This window comes from Ideonella aquatica (assembly GCF_018069755.1).
In the GTDB taxonomy this organism is placed as follows: domain Bacteria; phylum Pseudomonadota; class Gammaproteobacteria; order Burkholderiales; family Burkholderiaceae_C; genus Ideonella; species Ideonella aquatica.
The window spans coordinates 99,849-116,918 of sequence record NZ_JAGQDE010000006.1 but is presented as its reverse complement, the minus strand read 5'-3'; the positions used below and the strand labels follow the sequence as shown (position 1 = coordinate 116,918).

At 71.9% G+C, this 17,070-nt stretch carries 13 protein-coding genes; 6 read left to right on the top strand and 7 right to left on the bottom strand.

What is annotated here, in order from left to right:
* Window positions 1-174: 174 nt before the first annotated feature.
* Window positions 175-2,022, bottom strand: coding sequence for a DUF294 nucleotidyltransferase-like domain-containing protein (locus KAK06_RS09090; protein WP_210801632.1), 1,848 nt, complete (start codon window positions 2,020-2,022; stop codon window positions 175-177).
* A 163-nt stretch (window positions 2,023-2,185) separates the two neighbouring features.
* Here KAK06_RS09090 and KAK06_RS09085 point away from each other — a divergent pair, with 163 nt between their 5' ends.
* Complete coding sequence (locus tag KAK06_RS09085; protein WP_210801631.1) at window positions 2,186-3,211, top strand: hypothetical protein; 1,026 nt, start codon at window positions 2,186-2,188, stop codon at window positions 3,209-3,211.
* Between the two features lie 10 nt (window positions 3,212-3,221).
* On the opposite strand, the gene KAK06_RS09080 is transcribed toward KAK06_RS09085, so the two are convergent.
* A complete protein-coding gene (locus KAK06_RS09080) occupies window positions 3,222-4,022 on the bottom strand; it encodes a carbon-nitrogen hydrolase family protein (RefSeq protein ID WP_210801630.1) in 801 nt (266 codons plus the stop codon).
* 17 nt (window positions 4,023-4,039) lie between these two features.
* Window positions 4,040-8,119 carry a YhdP family protein gene (locus KAK06_RS09075; protein ID WP_259373610.1) on the bottom strand — a complete coding sequence of 1,360 codons (4,080 nt, stop codon included), beginning with the start codon at window positions 8,117-8,119 and terminating at the stop codon, window positions 4,040-4,042.
* Between the two features lie 104 nt (window positions 8,120-8,223).
* On the opposite strand from KAK06_RS09075, the gene glnE reads away from it, so the two are divergent.
* The 4 genes from glnE (at window position 8,224) to KAK06_RS09055 (ending at window position 13,186) form a co-directional block, all read left to right on the top strand.
* Window positions 8,224-10,977: a bifunctional [glutamate--ammonia ligase]-adenylyl-L-tyrosine phosphorylase/[glutamate--ammonia-ligase] adenylyltransferase gene (glnE, locus tag KAK06_RS09070; RefSeq protein WP_210801628.1), complete on the top strand. Its 2,754-nt coding sequence runs from the start codon at window positions 8,224-8,226 to the stop codon at window positions 10,975-10,977.
* Window positions 10,974-11,543: a rhombosortase gene (rrtA, locus tag KAK06_RS09065; protein ID WP_210801627.1), complete on the top strand. Its 570-nt coding sequence runs from the start codon at window positions 10,974-10,976 to the stop codon at window positions 11,541-11,543. The genes glnE and rrtA overlap by 4 nt, the downstream gene beginning before the upstream one ends.
* Window positions 11,536-12,435 carry a DMT family transporter gene (locus KAK06_RS09060; protein ID WP_210801626.1) on the top strand — a complete coding sequence of 300 codons (900 nt, stop codon included), beginning with the start codon at window positions 11,536-11,538 and terminating at the stop codon, window positions 12,433-12,435. The genes rrtA and KAK06_RS09060 overlap by 8 nt, the downstream gene beginning before the upstream one ends.
* 88 nt (window positions 12,436-12,523) lie before the next feature.
* The gene (locus KAK06_RS09055) at window positions 12,524-13,186 is read left to right on the top strand and encodes a glutathione S-transferase (RefSeq protein WP_210801625.1); all 663 of its coding nucleotides are present in this window, start codon (window positions 12,524-12,526) and stop codon (window positions 13,184-13,186) included.
* A 263-nt stretch (window positions 13,187-13,449) separates the two neighbouring features.
* Here KAK06_RS09055 and KAK06_RS09050 read toward each other — a convergent pair whose 3' ends face one another.
* The 4 genes from KAK06_RS09050 to KAK06_RS09035 all read right to left on the bottom strand — a co-directional run bounded on the left by KAK06_RS09050 (window position 13,450) and on the right by KAK06_RS09035 (window position 16,300).
* Entirely contained in the window at window positions 13,450-13,938 is a 489-nt protein-coding gene (locus KAK06_RS09050) for a hypothetical protein (RefSeq protein WP_210801624.1), read from the bottom strand.
* Window positions 13,939-14,015: 77 nt separating this feature from the next.
* Window positions 14,016-14,990 (bottom strand): magnesium/cobalt transporter CorA, encoded by a 975-nt coding sequence (gene corA / locus KAK06_RS09045; protein ID WP_210801623.1) that lies wholly within the window; start codon window positions 14,988-14,990, stop codon window positions 14,016-14,018.
* 207 nt (window positions 14,991-15,197) lie between these two features.
* On the bottom strand, window positions 15,198-15,575 hold the full coding sequence (locus KAK06_RS09040; protein ID WP_210801622.1) for a response regulator transcription factor: 378 nt from the start codon (window positions 15,573-15,575) through the stop codon (window positions 15,198-15,200).
* Complete coding sequence (locus KAK06_RS09035) at window positions 15,572-16,300, bottom strand: ATP-binding protein (RefSeq protein ID WP_210801621.1); 729 nt, start codon at window positions 16,298-16,300, stop codon at window positions 15,572-15,574. The genes KAK06_RS09040 and KAK06_RS09035 overlap by 4 nt, the downstream gene beginning before the upstream one ends.
* A gap of 281 nt (window positions 16,301-16,581) precedes the next feature.
* Here KAK06_RS09035 and hpf point away from each other — a divergent pair, with 281 nt between their 5' ends.
* Window positions 16,582-16,923 carry a ribosome hibernation-promoting factor, HPF/YfiA family gene (gene hpf, locus KAK06_RS09030; RefSeq protein WP_210801620.1) on the top strand — a complete coding sequence of 114 codons (342 nt, stop codon included), beginning with the start codon at window positions 16,582-16,584 and terminating at the stop codon, window positions 16,921-16,923.
* Window positions 16,924-17,070: the final 147 nt, after the last annotated feature.

The window sequence follows — 17,070 nt, the reverse complement described above, 5'->3', positions numbered from 1 at the left end:
CAAGCCGCTGGCGCGGATCCGGCTTCGCCGGTCCGCTGCCAGAGCCCCCTTGGGGGGCTGAGGCCGGACCTGGGGCGTCCAGTGGACGGCCCAGGCCTGTCGAGGAGACCGATCGGAAGATCGGTCGCGGCCTGCAAGGCGCGACCGGCAGGAAGCGTGGGGGCACCATGTCTGTCAGACCATGTCCAGGCGGAAGCGCTGGTGCAGCATGGTGCGGAAGCGCTTGACCACGCCCAGTGCGTCCTTCAGCAGGTCGCGGTCCAGGCTGCTGAGCTGGTTCAGCGGGATGCCGCCGGCGCGCTCGCCGCGCTCCAGTGCCTCCAGCCCCGTCTTGAGCTTCAGGCCCATGAAGAAGTGCAGGCTGTCGACCAGGCTGGTGGCCAGGTCGGGCGGCAGGCGGCTGTCGGCGGCCAGGGCCTCGATGCGCGCCACGGTGCCGGTGGCCGGGATGCGGTGGGCCAGCGCCAGCGCGCGCACGCCGTGCACCAGCGGGAAGGTGCCGGCCTTCTTCAGGTCGAGCAGCTGGTCCTCGTCGCCCAGCGCCAGCAGGCGGTTCCACCAGCCCTGGCTGGACTCGAAGGCGTTGATCGCGGCGGCAAAGCGGGCCATCAGCGCGTCGTTGTCGGTGACCAGCTTGAAGACCTCGGCGCGCACGTCCTCGAGCAGGTGGGCATCGCCACACACGGCGTGGGCGTCGATGAAGATGGCCAGTGCCATCAGGCTCTCGGGCGTGGGCATCACCAGCCAGCGGCGCACGGTCTGGCCGAACTCGCTGGCCGAGTGGCGCCACTCGGGGTTGCTCAGCATGATGCGGCCCGGGCATTCGGGGTAGCCGAAGTCGGTCAGCGCCTCGGAAAAGCGCTGGCAGATGTCCGCCAGGTCCGCCGGCGGCGCGTAGCCGTCGCGCAGGATCAGCGCGTTGTCCTGGTCGGTCTTCAGCAACTGCTCGCCGCGGCCCTCGCTGCCCATGACGAACAGGCAGCTGTTGTCGACCAGCTCGTCCGGTGCGATCAGGCGCCAGGCGCGCTCGAACAGCTGCGCATTGAGCTCCTGCACCACCCGCGCCACCAGTGCCACCGGCGTGCCGCCGCGGTAGAGCAGGCTGATCAGGCCGTTGATCTGGCCGGCGGCGGTCTTCAGGCCGTCCAGGTCGGTGGCTTCCAGGATCTGCCGGGTGATCAGGTAGCTGTGGTTGGACAGGAAGCTCAGCAGGTCGAGCTGGTCCAGTGTGCCCAGGATGATCTCGCTGCCGGCCTCGTCGCCGGACTCGTGGCGATGGGCCACCACCACCCGGCGCACCTTGTGGCGGATCATCACCGCCTGGGCGTCGAACAGGTAGTCGTCGGGCGAGACACTGACCAGCTTGAAGGTGGCCAGCTCGCGCACTGGCAGCTGGTCCAGCGGCGTGCCGTGCAGGATGGCGCGCTGCAGGCCGGTGGTGGTGAAGATGCCCAGGCGCGGCGGCGTGCTCAGCGTGTCGCGCACCAGCACGTGGTCGGTGCGGCTGTCGCTGAAGACGCGCACCACCGAGACGATGTCGGTGCCGGCGTCCACCGTCTGCACCGGCCGCACGCTGGCCTGGCCGACGCGGGCCATGCTGAGCGACTGCATCTCGTGCTGGCTGCCGCGCGCCGACAGCGCCGAGAGCTTCTTCGACAGGTCTGCAAACAGCAGCGCGCCGAAGGTGGCGTTGCGCGAGATCAGCTCGGCCACCGCCTGGCGCGCCAGCTGGTAGGCCAGCACCTCTTCGGCCGCGACGAAGCGGCTGGACACCTTGCCGGCCACCAGCGCGCGGCCATCAAAGCTGTCCTCGGGGCCGTAGCGATCGACCAGCTCGTCGCCGTCGCGCTGCTCGACCGTGCCCTTGATCACGATGAACAGGTGGGTGGGCGCGGTGGCCGGGTCCAGCACCGTGTCACCGGCGCGGAAGTAGGCAATGTCCAGGTGGTCGCGCACCAACTGCCGCTCGTCGTTGCCGAGGCAGTCAAAGGGCGAGATGCCGAAGTTGAAGGCGTTGGGCACAGAGGCGCTCGCGGCGGTGGCGGAAGCTTGATTGTGGTCAGCCCTGGCTGACACCAGCCTGTTGCAGCGCAAGGTGACCGCGCCATCGCCCATCTGGACGATGCCCGTCACTGCCCCGGCTGGATAGACTCGGGCCAGATTGCCCGATACCTGTGGAGTACCGATGTCCCGTTTTTTCCGCCCCGCCATTCTCGGCCTGCTGGCCTGCGCCTGCCTGGGCGCCCATGCAGCACCCAACTGTGCCAGTCTCAAAAGCGGTGACTACCGCCTGATCAACCACCGCGAGGCGGACCCGGACTGGCGCCACCACGTCATGCAGTTCGATGCTGCCAGCCTGACCTTTACCGACTTCACCGGCGGGACCTTCACGCTCACCCCCGCGGCCGAGAAGTGCGCCTACTCCGGCGACGGCGGCAACGTCCAGTTGGTGGTGTCGCGCAGCGGCATCCTGGTGGTGCGCGATGCGACCAACGGCGCCATGGCCCTGGGCCTGCCCGAGATGGCCCTCGACCTGAAGGCCCTGGTCGGGCTGCACAACTTCCTGGGCGCCGGCAAGCAGGAAGATGGCTTGATGCACACCGATGCCGGCCAGATCTCGATCGACCGGCGCGGCCGCGTGCGCTCGGCCGGCTGTGGCGACGGCGGCATCGGCGCCTGCGGTCCGACGGACAAGCTGTTCGCTACCCTGACGCCCAACCCGGCGGGCGGCTTCGACATGGCCTTCAAGGACAGCAGCTACACCGAGCGCCTGTTTGCCTTCAAGAACCGGGACGGCCTGGTGGCTGTGGTGGTGGGGCAGGACCAGATCCATGTCGCCACGCCGGCGCTGGCTCGCACACTGCCGGCGGTGGGCCCGCTGCCCAACAACTGGAGCCTGTCGCAGAACCCGCAGGGCACGACCAGCGCGCTGAACTTCGAGCACCGCGAGGTGGTGTCGGTGGATGCGGTCAGCCAGAGCTTCGTGCGCCGCTCGCTCGACAGCTGCGTGCAGCAGACCTGGTTCATCAACCAGGGCCACGCCGGCGTGACCTACCGGGAGAAGGGCACCGGCACCAACTGCACCGGCCAGACGGTGAACCTCAATGCGGTCCACGCGCTGGGCACCGGCCTGGGCTTCAGCGTCTTCGGCTGGGAAAGCAGCGACCCCGCCAAGGCCCGCTTCTTCGGCTTCGGCATCGACCAGCCCTGAGCGGGCCGCGTCACAGCCGCCGGTGCGCCAGCGCCGGCAGCTGCTGACGCACGCGGTCGCGCACGGCGGGCTCGGCCTCGGCGGCCACCACCGCCTCGCCCTCGTCCTGGCAGGCCAGCACCTGGCCCCAGGGGTCGATGACCTGGCTGTGGCCCCAGGTGCGGCGGCCGTTCTCGTGGCGGCCGCCCTGGGCGGGGGCCAGCACGAAGCACTGGTTCTCGACCGCGCGGGCGCGCAGCAGCAGGTCCCAGTGCGCCTGGCCGGTGGTGTGAGTGAAGGCCGCCGGCACCACCAGCAGGTCACAGGGCGGCTGCATCAGCGCGCGGTAGAGCTCGGGAAAGCGCAGGTCATAGCAGACCGACAGGCCGATGCGCCAGCCCTCGGCCTCGAAGGCCACGGGGGTGTCGCCGGCCTCCAGCACGCGGGCCTCGTCGTAGCGCTCGCCGCCGTTGTCGAAGGCGAACAGGTGGATCTTGTCGTAGCGCGCCACGCGCTCACCCAACGGGTTCCAGGCGCAGCAGGCGTTGCGCACGCGGCCCGGCGTGGCTGCCTTGATCGGCAGCGTGCCGCCGATGATCCACAGGCCGTGGCGGCGCGCCTGCGCGGCCAGGAAGTCCTGGATCGGGCCGGCGCCGTCGTCTTCGGCGATGGCCAGCTTGTCCTCGTCGCGCCGGCCCATCAGGCAAAAGTACTCGGGCAGCGCGGCCAGGCGCACGCCCTGGGCGGCGGCGTCGGCCAGCAGCCGCTCGGCGGTGGCGAGGTTGCGGGCCACGTCGGGCGTGGCAACGGTCTGCAGCGCGGCGATCTTCATGACCGCAAGCATAGTCCTCAGCGCTGGGCCGTCTGGCCCGGGGCGGATGCGGCTGCGGCCGCGCGCTCGATGGCCTCGACCTGCGGCTGGTCCCAGCTGCCGCGCACCCGGAACTCGCGCGTGCCGGCCTGCTGCAGCGGCTCGCGCAGCAGGTACTGGGCGATGAAGGTGCCCAGTGCGATCGCCGGGTTCACCGCCGCATAGGCCAGTGACGCGGCACCGGCATTGAGCTCGGGCACCACCAGCATGTGCAGGTCCTGGGTTTCCTTGCGCATGTCGGCGCTGCCCTCCACCAGCACCGCGGCCTGCAGGCCGCGCAGGCGCAGGTTGCTGGTGCGTGCCACGCCGTCGGCCAGGCGGATGTCGCCGCTGATGTCGTCGAAGGAGAAGCCCTCCTGGAAGATGTCGCGGAAGTCCAGCGTCAGCCGGCGCGGCAGCGACTGCAGGCTGAGGATGCCCAGCAGCCGGCCGGCGCCGGGCTCGACCTTGAGGATCTGGCCCTCGCCCAGCGCCAGCTTCAGCTCGCCGCTGAGCAGCGCACCCGGTGGCTCCATCGGGCCGCCGGGCCAGCGCAGCTGGCCGCTGATCTCGCCCTTGCCGCCCTTGAGCACACGGCCCAGGCCCCATTGCTCGAGCAGTGCGCCGCTGTCGGCCAGTTGCAGCGTCAGGTCCAGGCGCGTGCCGGGTTGGGGCTGGGCGCTCCAGCGGCCCTGGGCCTGCAGGCGCGCCTCGGGCCGCTGCAGCAGCAGCCGGGTGATCGGCCACTCGCGCGCGTCGGGTGCGGTGGCCGGGCTCTCCAGCTCCAGCCGGCCCAGGCGCTTGCCCTTCCAGTCCAGCTCGGCCACGGTCAGGTCCAGCGCCGGCAGGCCACCAGCGCTGCGCACCGGCTCGGGGGCCGGGCCCGGGCGGGCCTCGGCCGCGGGGCTGTCGGGCACCGCCAGCCGGTTCAGGCGAGCGACGATCTGGCCGCCGGGCAGCGCGGGTGTGCCGGCGCGCCACTCGAGCTGGCCCTGCGCCTGGTCGGACTGCAGGCGCCACTGCCAGGGGCCGTCGGTGGGCCGGCGGCTGCCCGACAGCTGCACCTGGCTGAGCGGCAGTGCGGCGTTGTGCAAGGCCTGCGCGCTGGCGCGCAGCTCGGTGGGCAGCAGGCCGCTGGCGGCGCCACCGACGCCGGCCTCGCCGGCCTGGGTGCGGGCCCAGGCCCACCATTCGTCGGCATCCACGCGGCCCAGTTTCAGGCTGGCCAGCACGCCGCTGGCGGGCAGCGGCGGCGCGGCCTCGCCCAGGCCCAGGCTGCCGCGCAGCACGCGCGCGCCATCGGCCGCCAGCTCGCGCTGGTACTCGGCGTGCAGCACCGGGCCCAGGTCGACGCGCAGCGTCTCGCGCGGCGGGCCACCGCGGTTGTCCAGCGGGCTCAGCTGCACGCGCAGCGGCCAGCTCTCGGCGGCCGGCTTGCGCAGTGGCGCCGGCAGCTCGATCGCCAGGCCGCTCAAGGGGCTGGTGAACAGCGCCTCGGTGCGCTCACCGGTGAAACCCAGCTGCAGCTGGTAGGGCGTGCTGCCGCTGGCCAACTGGCCCAGGCGGGCCAGCGCGCCCAGCTCGCTGGCCTGGCGCAGGCCCTCGGCGCTGGCCTGGCCCTGCACCTTGACCTGCACGCGGCCGTCGGGCTGGCTGGCGGCTTCAAAGCGGGCCTCGCCGCCCAGCGCCTGGGCCTGGCCACCGCTGATCGAGAAACCGCTGTCGCTGAAGTCGATGCGCGCGCGCGCCTGGCGCAGCAGCGGCAGGTCGCGCCGCAGCCGCACGTCGTTGCCGCCCAGCAGCACGCTGCCCTGGACGCTGGCGCGGCTGGCGTCGTCCAGCGGGATGTCCAGCGCCAGCGTCAGGTCGGCCGCACCGCTGCCCACCGCCTGGCCCAGCGCGTGGCGGGTCCAGCCGGCCACCGGCGAGGCGTCGACAAAGCGCAGCGCATCGGTCAGCGGGCCGCGGCCGGCGCCGTCGATGCGCAGGCGCGGCCGCTCGATCAGGTCGTCGATGCGGCCATTCACGTCGTGCAGCGCCACGCCCCACAGCCGCGCCTTGGCGCGGCGGATGGCCATCGAGCCACGATCGAACACCAGCTCGCCGGCCACGTCGGTGAAAGCCGGCCAGCCCGGGCCGGGCCCGACCAGCGCGGCGGGCGCGTAGTCCAGCACCGCGCGCTCGACCTGGGCGGCGACGTGGAATTCGCCGTCGCTGCGGCCGGCGAAGGGGAAGTCCCACAGGTCGCCGCGCACGCGGAAGCTGGCGCGCGGCACCGCGCCCTCGCGCACGGCCGCCTCGACATAGCGCCGAGCCGACGCCGCCACCCCCAGTGGCAGGTAGCGCGCCACCGCGGCGGCGCGCGCCTGCACCAGCTGGCCGCTGAGCTCCAGCGTGCCCGGGTAGCGCTGGCCGCGGCCCGGGGTGCCGGCTGCGCCGTCGCCGGTGCGCCAGCGCAGCTGCAGCTCGCCGCGCGCATCGGCGTTGGCGAAGCGGCCGTCCTGCACGCGCAGCTCGATCTGAGGCGGCCCGCCCTGGCGCCGCGGCTGCACGCTCCAGACCAGCCGGGCGTCGAACTCGTCCAGCGCCAGCGACGGGTCCTCGAAGATGCCCGGCAGCAGCAGCGCGCCCTGGCGCAGGTTCAGCTGGGCCTGGCCGCCACGCTCGTCGGCATCCAGGGTCAGGCCGACGCCGCGCCAGCCGGGTCGGCCCACGCCGCCGGCCTCGGGCGAGGCGCGCGAGGCGATCGCCAGGTCGGTCAGCCGCGCCTTGACGCGGTAATGCTCGGGTTGCTGCAGCGGGCCGCTCCAGCGCGCCTGCAGGCCCAGCACCTGGCCGCGCGGCTCCAGCTCGGCCAGGCTCTGGCGCCAGGCGGCGGACAGCGGCAGGTGCTCGGCCAGCGTGGCCAGCGCGCCCAGATCGAGGCGGTCGCCGTCGAGCTCGCCGGCGCCGGGGGTGCCCAGGTCGAGGCTGGCCAGGTCGGGTTGGCCGCTGCGGGGCCGCCAGTGCAGGGCCAGGCGGCTGGCGGGCCAGTGCAGACCGTCGGCGGTGTCAAAGCGCAGGCCCTCCAGCCCCAGGCGCCAGCCGTCGTCGCGGTGTTCCAGCTGCAGCCGGGTCTCCAGGCGGGCCAGCGCCAGCGGCGCGCCTTGGGCCTGCAGCGGCACCGAGGTGGCGCCCAGTGCCACGTCCAGCGTGGCCTGCTGCCACTGGCCCTGGCGGGCCTCCAGCCAGGCCCGCCAGTGGCCCGAGCCGCCCTGCAGCGCCAGCGGCACGCGCAGGTCGGCCAGCACCACCGCGCCCTCGATGCGCGGCCCCTGGGCGTAGAGCGTGCCGCTCCAGCGTTTCCAGTCACCGGCGCGGGCCAGCAGCGGCTGCTGGAAGCGCCCGCGCAGGCTGATCTGCTCGCCCCAGTGGGCCGGGGGCAGGGCGTCGATGCGCCACTGGTGGTCGCGCAGGCCGTTGCGCAGCACGGCGCTGAGTTGGTCCAGCACCAGCGGTGGTGTGCCGCGCAGCTCGTCGATCAGCTGCAGCCGGCCGTGCTGGATGACCACCTCGGGCTGCTCGAACAGCCAGTCGGCGGCGGCCTCGCCCTGCAGCGCCGGCCCGTCGTCCAGGCCTTGGCCGGCGACATGCCAGCGACCCTGGGCGTCGCGCCGCACCACGGCCTCCGGCCCGTCCAGATGCAGCTGGCTCAGGCGCAGCTGCCAGGTCAGCAGCGAGCTGGGCGAGACCGCGGCCACCACCCGCGGCAGGCGCAGCGCGCGCTGGCCGCGCGCGTCGTGCAGCTCGACCTCGCGCAGCTCCAGCACCGGCACCCAGCTGTTGGACGCCACTTGCAGCGCGCCGATGCGCACCGGCAACCCCAGCGCGCGGCTGGCGGCCTGCTCGATCTGCGGCCGCCAGTCGCCGATGCGCGGCAATATCCCCCAGTGCAGAGTCAGCCACGCCAGCAGCAGCACGCCCCACAGCGCCAGCACGGCGTACAGTAGGACACGCAGGCCACGGCCCAGCCACCGCTTCCAGGCGGGGGGGCTGACATGCACACCAGACGGCGACGGGACGGAGGGGGACGCTGACATCAACTCACCAGACCACTTCCAACCGCCCGGCGTACGCTGCCCAGACGCCCGGCGGACGCGCTGGCCTGCTCATTTCAATCTAGCACAGACCCCATGACTGCCCGATGGGTTCCTTACAAGCTGTGACCCCCTTGCCCACGGCCGCCGCCGAGCACAGCCGCTTCGTCCAGCGCGTGCGCCGCCGCTACGACACCGAGCGCTCGCTGTTGCCGCCCGGCATCCCCCATGTCGACACCATCACGGCCCTGGTGCGGCGCCTGCAGACCGATGGCCGGCCGCTGGCCTCGGCGCTGCGGGTGGCGCGTCAGCTGGTGATCGAGCGCCTGGTGGTGCTGGATGTCGAGCAAGCCGCCGCGCTGGATGACGTGGTGCTGCCGATGACCCACCTGGCCGAGGCCACGCTGGAGCTGGCCCTGGCCCAGGCCCGCGCCGAGATGGACGAGCGCCACGGACCGCCGCTGGACGAGCAGGGCCGGGTGATCGACTTCTGGATCGTCGGCATGGGCAAGCTCGGCGCGCGCGAGCTGAATGTCTCGTCCGACATCGACCTGATCTACGTCTACGAGGATGACGGCGAGACCACCGGGCCGCTGAAGATCACCGCCCACGAGTACTTCGCCGGCGTGGCCAAGAAGCTCTATGCGCTGATCGGCGATGTCACCGAGGACGGCTTCGTCTTCCGGGTGGATTTGGCGCTGCGGCCCAACGGCAACTCCGGCCCGCCGGTGGTCAGCCTGGCGATGCTGGAAGAGTATTTCCTGGTGCAGGGCCGCGAGTGGGAGCGCTTTGCCTGGCTCAAGAGCCGCGTGGTGGCGCCGCGTGCCAGCGTGGCCAGCGGCCGTGCGCTGCCGCTGCGCCAGCTGGTCACGCCCTTCGTCTACCGGCGCTACCTTGACTACGGCGTCTTCGAGGGCCTGCGCCAGCTGCACCGCAAGATCCGCGACGAGGCCCAGCGCCGCGCCGCCGGCCGGCCCGAGCGGGCCAATGACGTCAAGCTCTCGCGCGGCGGCATCCGCGAGATCGAGTTCATCGTCCAGCTGCTGCAGGTGGCGCGCGGCGGCCAGTTCCCCGAGATCCGCACCCGCTCCACCCGCAGCGCGCTGGCGCGGCTGGCGGCCGGCGGCCTGATGAAGGCCGACACCGCTGCCGCGCTGGCCGAGGCCTACGTCTTCCTGCGCCGCGTCGAGCACCGCATCCAGTACCTCGACGACCAGCAGACCCACCTGCTGCCCACCACCGACGCCGACCTGGGCTGGATCGCCGCCGGCATGCAGCTGCAGTGCAACGCCGATGCCTGCGAGCTGCTCGATCGCCTGGGCCAGGTGCGCGAGCTGGTGGCCACCGAGTTTGATGCGCTGCTGCACGACGGCCGCTCGCCCGACGCGCCGCGCCCCGGCGGCGGCGGCTGCCGCAGCTGCGGCGCGCCGCTGCCGATCGACAGCGAGGCCCTGCTGGACAAGTTGCCGTCCGAACTGGCCGAGCGCGTCCAGGGCTTTGCCCGCGGCCCCAAGGTGCAGGCCATGCGCGACGAGGGCCGGCTGCGCCTGGGCGTGCTGGTGCGCCGCGCCGCGCAGTACGTGGCCGATCAGGGCTGCAGCCTGGACGCCGCGCTGCGCTTTGTCGACTGGCTGGAGCCGCTGCTGCGCCGCGAAAGCTACCTGGCGCTGCTGCAGGAGCGCACCGAGGTACACAAGCGCCTGCTGCGCCTGCTGGGCCTGGCGCGCTGGCCGATGCGCTTTTTGATGCGCCACCCCGGCGTGATCGACGAGCTGGCCGACGAGCGCCAGATGGCCGAGCGCTTTGAGCGTGCCGGCTTTGTCGCTGACCTGGACGCGCGCCACGCCGCCTGGGTGCGCGCCGGCGAGGCCGACGAGGGCGAACTGTTGGATACGCTGCGCCGCGCCCACCATGCCGAGGTCTTCCGCACGCTGGTGCGCGATGTCGAGCAGCGCATCACGGTGGAGCAGGTGGCCGATGACCTCTCGGCGCTGGCCGACGCGGTGCTCGACACCGCCGCCCGCTGGGCCTGGGCCCACCTGCGCCAGCGCCACCGCGAGACGCCGCAGTTCGCGGTCATCGCCTACGGCAAGCTGGGCGGGCTGGAGCTGGGCTATGGCAGCGACCTGGACCTGGTCTTCCTGTACGACGATGCCGACGAGGCCGACCCCGACCAGGCGCAGATGGTCTACGCCGCCTTCGTGCGCAAGCTGATCACCTGGCTGACGCTGCAGACCGCGGCCGGTGAGCTGTTCGACATCGACACCGCGCTGCGCCCCAACGGCAACTCGGGCCTGCTGGTGACCTCGATCACCTCGTTCGAGAACTACCAGATCGGCCGCGGCAGCAACGCCGCCTGGACCTGGGAGCACCAGGCCATCACGCGGGCGCGTTTCGTCACCGGGCCGGCGGCGCTGGCGCAGCGTTTCGAGGCCACGCGGCGCGCGGTGATCGCCGCCGAGCGCGACAACACCGCGCTGCGCCAGGAGGTGGTGACGATGCGCGAGAAGGTGCGCTCGGCCCACCCGGTGGCCGAGGGCCGCTTTGATGTCAAGCACAGCGACGGCGGCATGATGGACGCCGAGTTCGCCGTGCAGTACCTGGTGCTGCACCACGGCGCCGCCCAGCCCAGCCTGCTGGACAACGCCGGCAACATCGCGCTGCTGCAACGCGCCGAGGCCGCCGGCCTGCTGCCCGCTGGCGTCGGCACGGCGGCGGCCGACGCCTACCGCGAGCTGCGCCGCGCCCAGCACCGTGCCCGCCTGGACGAGCGGCCCACGCATTTCGATCCCGATGAGCTGGCGCCGCAGCGCGCCGCGATCCAGGCGCTGTGGCAGGCGGTGTTCGGCGGTCCGGCGTGACGCGCTGGGCCTGGCCGGCGGTGGCCCTGGCGCTGGCCGTGCTGGCCGGCGCGCTGTGGGGCGCCGACAGCGCGCGCTGGGATTGGCAGCCGGCCCTGGCCGCCAGCCAGCCCTGGCGTGCCTGGACCGGCGCCGGGGTGCACTGGAGCCCCACGCACCTGGCGATGAACCTGGGCGCCACCGCGCTGCTGGCCTGGCTGGGTTGGCGCGCCGGGGCCGGCCCGCGCGAGGCCCTGGCCTGGGCGCTGGCCTGGCCGCTGACCCAGCTGGGCCTGCTGTTGCAGCCGACGCTGCTGCATTTCGGCGGCCTCTCCGGCGTGCTGCATGCCGGCGTGGCGGTGCTGATCTGGCGCCTGCTGCGCAGCCGCGACACCCGCGAGCTGGCGATCGGTGCCGGGCTGGCCGCCGGCCTGCTGGCCAAGCTGCTGCTCGAGGCGCCGTGGCGCAGCGCCACGCGGGCGGTGGAGGGCTGGGACTTTGCGCTGGCCCCCGGCGCCCATGCCAGCGGTGCGCTGGCCGGCGCCGCGATGGCGCTGCTGATCTGCGGATGGACACGACATGACTGACCGGCGCACCCAGCTGGACGCGTTCGCGGTGGTCTGCCTGGTGGGCTGCGCCGCGCTGTGGGGCCTGAACCAGGTGGCCACCAAGGTGGCGGTGCGCGACATCCCGCCGCTGCTGCAGGCCGGCCTGCGCTCCTTGGGCGCGGCGCTGCTGCTGTGGGCCTGGGCGCGGCGCCAGCGCATCAGCCTCAACCCCTTCGACGGCACCTGGCGCGGCGGCCTGCTGGCCGGAGGCCTGTTCGCCGCCGAGTTCGGCTGCATCTTCGTGGGCCTGCAGTACACCACTGCGTCGCGCATGGCGGTGTTCATCTACCTCTCGCCCTTCGTGGTGGCGCTGGGCATGCCGCTGGTGGCGCCGGCCGAACGCCTGCGAGGCGCGCAGCTGGCGGGGCTGGTGGCCGCCTTTGCCGGCGTGGTGTGGGCCTTTGCCGAGGGCTTCAGCGCCCCGGCCGCCGGGCCGCAGCAGTGGTGGGGCGATGCGCTGGGCGTGCTGGCCGCGCTGCTGTGGGGCAGCACCACGCTGGCGATCCGCGCCAGCCGGCTGTCGACCGCGCCACCCGAGAAGACGCTGATGTACCAGTTGGCCGTCTCGGCCGTGCTGCTGCTGGCGGCCAGCACGCTGGCCGGCGAGGCCTGGCCGCGCGCCGCAGCGCCCACCGCCTGGGGCCTGCTGGCCTTCCAGATCGTCATCGTCACCTTCGCCAGCTACCTGCTGTGGTTCTGGCTGGTGCGCCACTACGCGGCCACCCAGGTCACCGCCTTCACGCTGCTGACGCCGATCTTCGGCCTGGTCTTTGGCGCCTGGCTGCTGGCCGAGCCGCTGACCGGGCGCTTGCTGGTGGCGGTGGCGGCGGTGTCCACCGGCATCTGGCTGGTCAGCCGGCCGCGGCGCTGAGCCACCCGGGGTTTGCCCTGTCACGGCGGCGGCAGTCCGTCCGCGGCGGACCGTCCTAGACTGCTGTCTTCACCCTGAGGAGATTCCGATGATCACGCTGTGCGGCATGGCCCTGTCCAACTACTACAACAAGGTCAAGCTGGTGCTGCTGGAAAAGCGCATTGCCTTCGACGAGGAGTTGGTCGCCACCGGTTCGCGCGAGGAGTCGGTGCTGTCGGCCTCGCCGCTGGCCAAGATCCCCTACATCCGCACCGAGCACGGCACCTTGTGCGAGAGCGAAGCCATCGTCCAGTACCTGGAGGACAGCTACCCGCAGATCCCGTTGATGCCGCGCGACGCCTGGGAGCGCGCCAAGGTGCGCGAGCTGACCACTTTCATCGACCTGCACCTGGAGCTGGTGGTGCGCGAGCTGTACCCGCAGGCCTTTTTCGGCGGCACGGTCAGCGAGGCGGTGCAGGCCAGCGTGCGCAAGCGCCTGACGCGCCACATTGCCGGCTTCCAGCGCCTGGCCAAGTTCAGCCCCTTCGTGGCGGGTGACACCTTCACCAGCGCCGATTGCGCGGCCTATGTCAGCCTGCCGCTGGTGGCCATGGCCACCAAGGCCGTGCTGGGCGAGGACCTGCTGGCGGCCGGTGGGATCGATTGGAAGGCCTACACCAAGGCGCTGGCTGATCGGCCCAGCGTGCAGCGGGTGAATGCCGACCGCAAGGCCTGCCAGGAGGCGCAACTGGCCGCGATGCGCGCCCGCTGAGGTTTACAAGCCATCACACACCGGGTGCGGAACTTTTTTTCAGGGGCCCTGTCAGACACCGCGTGGGTTGGGTTGCGGCGCTCTTCGGAGCGCCCACCCCGGTCTCGGGTCGTGGGGCCCGGGGCCGTCTTCTTGGAGCCGCGCGGCCGCTTCCTCTCGGGGAGTGATCGCCCGGGGTGCACTCTCCTCCTCCCTCTCGTTGGTGCCCCGGGTTGCTGCGCGGCTCATTTCTTTTGCTCTGCCGCCCGCAGAGCCAGCCATCCTCAGCGTCCGTAGCGCTGGCCCTCGCTGAGCGAGTCGGCCTGGAAGCGGCCTGAGCGGTCGACCAACCAGACCTCGGTCCAGGTGTGGCCACGCAGCTGACCGGGCGCCGGCAGGCGCTCGAGCCGCCGGATCAGGCCCACCACCCAGGGTCCCACTTCCTTGGCCGCAGCCGGCTCACGTACCAGGCGCACCGCGCGGATGCGGCCGTCGTCGTCGATGTCGGTCTCGGTGATGGCGATCGCGTGCATCAGCGCCGGCAACTGGCCCTTGAACACATGCGTCGGGAAGGCCTCGTAGACCATCCGGGCGGCGTCGCGCCGGTAGCTCCGCTCGTCCGCGGCCCCCGATACAGGGGCATCGGCACGCGGCAGCGGCAGCGGCACATGGCTGAACTGGGCCCAGGCCGCGCCGGTGGACGCGAGCGGGGCCAGGACGAGTGCGGCGCGGCAGACGGCGCGGCGCAGGCGGGGCAGGGCGGCGGTCTTCATGCCCTGCTTTGTCGGCCACAACCCGGCCGACCTGATGGCACCGGATGCAACAAACGTGTCGCATCCGGCCGAAGCTGTCAGCGCATGTAGCCCTTGCGCCGGAAGTAGTACAGCGGCGCCGCTACCGAGGCCGCCATCAGCGCCAGCGCGAAGGGATAGCCCCAGGTCTGGTCCAGCTCGGGCATGTGGCGGAAGTTCATGCCGTACACGCTGGCGATCAGCGTGGGCGGCAGCAGCGCCACGCTGGCCACCGAGAAGATCTTGATGATCTTGTTCTGGTTGATGTTGATGAAGCCGACGGTGGCGTCCATCAGGAAGTTGATCTTGTCGAACAGGAAGGCGGTGTGGCTGTCCAGACTGTCGATGTCGCGCAGGATCTGCCGCGCCTCCTCGAACTGCTCGGCATTGAGCATGCGGCTGCGCATCATGAAGCTCACCGCGCGGCGGGTGTCCATCACATTGCGGCGGATGCGGCCGTTCAGGTCCTCTTCCTTGGCAATGGCGGCCAGCGCCTCGCCGGCGGCGCGGTCGTCCACGTCCTGCTTGAGCACGCGCGCCGAGACCGACTCCAGCGCGTCGTAGATGCCCTCGAGCGCATCGGCCGAGTACTCGGCGTCGGCGTCGTAGAGCTTGAGCAGCACGTCCTTGGCGTCCTCGATCAGCGCCGGGTTGCGCCGGGCGCGCAGGCGCAGCAGGCGAAACACCGGCAGGTCCTCTTCGTGCACCGAGAACAGGATGCCGTTGAACAGGATGAAGGCCACCCGCACGTTGCGCGGCGTGACGTCGTCGTCGATCAGGAAGTCCGAGCGGATGTGCAGCTCGCCGTTGTCCTCCTCGTAGAAGCGGGCGGACTCTTCCAGGTCGTCGTCGACGATGTTGTTGGGGATCTGCAGGCCGAAGCGGCCGGCGATCCAGCCGATCTCCTCGGCGGTGGGGGCTTCCAGGTCGACCCACACCGGCTGGACCTGGGCCAGGTCGGCGGCGGAGTCGATCTCTTCCTGCAGCAGGCGGCCGCTCAGGCGGCCTTTATCCAGCGTGAAGACGTTGAGCATGGGGCATCCAGCTGTCACGGGGCTGCGGCGCGCAGCCCGGGTGCGGTTCGGGGCGGGGGAAGACCGTCCGGGTCCGCACGGGCGCTGGGCCCTCTAGCTCATCGGCTGAGACTAGGCGGAGCGGACGGTCACCGAGGGTGCGGTGTGTCCAAGCGCGTGGCTCCGGTCATCAAGATGGCGCGATTATGGTGCAGTTTGGGCCGCGAATCAGGCCGCATCGGCGCCCAGCAGGCGCTCGATCGTCTCGATCAGCTGCAAGGGGCTGAAGGGCTTGACCAGGTATTCGTCGGCGCCGGCCTGCTCGCCGGCCTCGCGGTCCTTCTGCTGGCCGCGGGCGGTCAGCAGCACCACCTTGGAGCCGGCCATCTCGGGGTCGCTCTTGATGCGCTGGCAGACCTGCAGGCCATCGATCTCGCCGGGCATCATCACGTCGAGCAGCAGGATATCGGGCTTGATGGCCTGGGCCATGCGCAGGCCGAAGGAGCCGTCGGCGGCCTCGTGGATCTCGTAGTTTTCAAACTCGAGCGTCATGCGGATCAGCTTGCGGATGTCCGCCTGGTCCTCAACGATCAGTACTCGTTTCATCGCTCGTCTCCAAGGGGAGCGCCGGCGCGGCGCCGGGCGCGTTCCTGCAGGGCGGCCAGGTCCTGGGCGAAGCGCGCGGCCTGCAGCTGCGCGCTGGACTCGCCGGCATGGAAGGGCGCGCCGGTGGGCAACTCGACGATCAGGTCGCGCGTGTCCTCGTCCTGCTCGATGCGCAGATCACCGCCGTGGGCCCGGGCGATCGCCTCAGCCAGCGCGCGGGCGGGACCGTCGTGGTCGGTGGTGAAGGCGCGTGTGCCCAGCAGCACGATCTGGGTGTGCGAGCCGACGGGGCGGTGCTCCATCTCGATCGGGCGGCCTGGGGCATTGACCATGGCCGATTCTATGCACTCGCTCAACAGACGACGCAGCCAGCGGCCACTGCCATAGAGGGCGCCCAGTGCGCGGGGGTCGGCGTGCGGCCGGAACTGCGCCTGCACGCCCAGCAGCGCGGCCATCGGGGCCAGCTCCTGCCAGGCCTGCTGCAGCAGCGGCCAGGGCTCCAGGCGCTCGGTGGGCAGCGGCTGCAGCTCGTGCGGCAGGCGCTGCAGATCAGCGCGGGCCGTCAGCACCCGCAGGCCGGCGTCCAGCGCGGCCAGTTGCCGGGTCTGGCGATGGGTGTCGGGGGTCAGGCGGGCCAGCTGCAGCTGGTGGCGCAGCGAGCCCAGCTGGCGGCCAAAGTCGGCGGCGTCCGCATCCGCGGCAGGCAGGTGGAGGGTGGCGGTCATGGCGGGCGGCTGGCGTGGGCACGGCCCGGGCACGCACTCGGCCCGGCCACTGGCCTATCGGCCGCTGGCGCGCCCACTTGAGGGCCTGGCCCCCGCTGCGCGCCGCATCAGGTCAAAGCGGTGACAACTGACCAGTCTACCCGCCACTTTCGCGCACCACCATCCTTGTCAAAGCCCCCCCTGCGGAGCACACTGGGTCGGACGCGGCGGCCTCATCCGCCGGCCGCGGGCTGCAGCCTCCCGGGGCTGCGATGCGCAACCTCCCGAGAAAGGACGCCCCGATGAATCTGACGATCAGCGGCCATCACCTTGAAGTGACTCCTGCGCTCCGTGAGTACGTACTCACTAAGCTAGAGCGCGTCACGCGGCACTTTGACCAGGTGGTGGACGTGAGCGTGTTGCTCACGGTCGAGAAGAACAAGGAGAAGGAACGACGCCAGAAGGCCGAGGTCACTCTCCACGTCAAGGGCAGGGACATCTTCGTCGAGCAGTTTCACGAGGACCTCTATGCCGCGATCGACCAGCTGATGGACAAGCTCGACCGCCAGGTCGGCCGCCACAAGGACCGCATCCAGGACCACCACCACGCTTCGCCCAAGCGCCAGGAAGTGCCGGCGCCGTGACACCTGCCACGGCCTGCGTGGCTGATCAGGAAGGCGGCCCCCGGGCCGCCTTGTCTTTTGGGGCGATTGTCGGCACGATGTTGCTGCAACGCAGCATCACCGGGTCAACCCAGCGCGGCCAGGGGCCGTTCAAGTTCCCATCGTGAA

Coding starts and splice junctions, on each gene's coding strand:
- corA (WP_210801623.1), bottom strand. CDS start 14,990: ATGCTCAACGTCTTCACGCTGGATAAAGGCCGCCTGAGCGGCCGCCTG.
- KAK06_RS09035 (WP_210801621.1), bottom strand. CDS start 16,300: ATGACCGCCACCCTCCACCTGCCTGCCGCGGATGCGGACGCCGCCGAC.
- KAK06_RS09060 (WP_210801626.1), top strand. CDS start 11,536: ATGACTGACCGGCGCACCCAGCTGGACGCGTTCGCGGTGGTCTGCCTG.
- KAK06_RS09050 (WP_210801624.1), bottom strand. CDS start 13,938: ATGAAGACCGCCGCCCTGCCCCGCCTGCGCCGCGCCGTCTGCCGCGCC.
- KAK06_RS09075 (WP_259373610.1), bottom strand. CDS start 8,119: ATGTCAGCGTCCCCCTCCGTCCCGTCGCCGTCTGGTGTGCATGTCAGC.
- glnE (WP_210801628.1), top strand. CDS start 8,224: ATGGGTTCCTTACAAGCTGTGACCCCCTTGCCCACGGCCGCCGCCGAG.
- KAK06_RS09040 (WP_210801622.1), bottom strand. CDS start 15,575: ATGAAACGAGTACTGATCGTTGAGGACCAGGCGGACATCCGCAAGCTG.
- KAK06_RS09085 (WP_210801631.1), top strand. CDS start 2,186: ATGTCCCGTTTTTTCCGCCCCGCCATTCTCGGCCTGCTGGCCTGCGCC.
- KAK06_RS09055 (WP_210801625.1), top strand. CDS start 12,524: ATGATCACGCTGTGCGGCATGGCCCTGTCCAACTACTACAACAAGGTC.
- hpf (WP_210801620.1), top strand. CDS start 16,582: ATGAATCTGACGATCAGCGGCCATCACCTTGAAGTGACTCCTGCGCTC.
- KAK06_RS09080 (WP_210801630.1), bottom strand. CDS start 4,022: ATGAAGATCGCCGCGCTGCAGACCGTTGCCACGCCCGACGTGGCCCGC.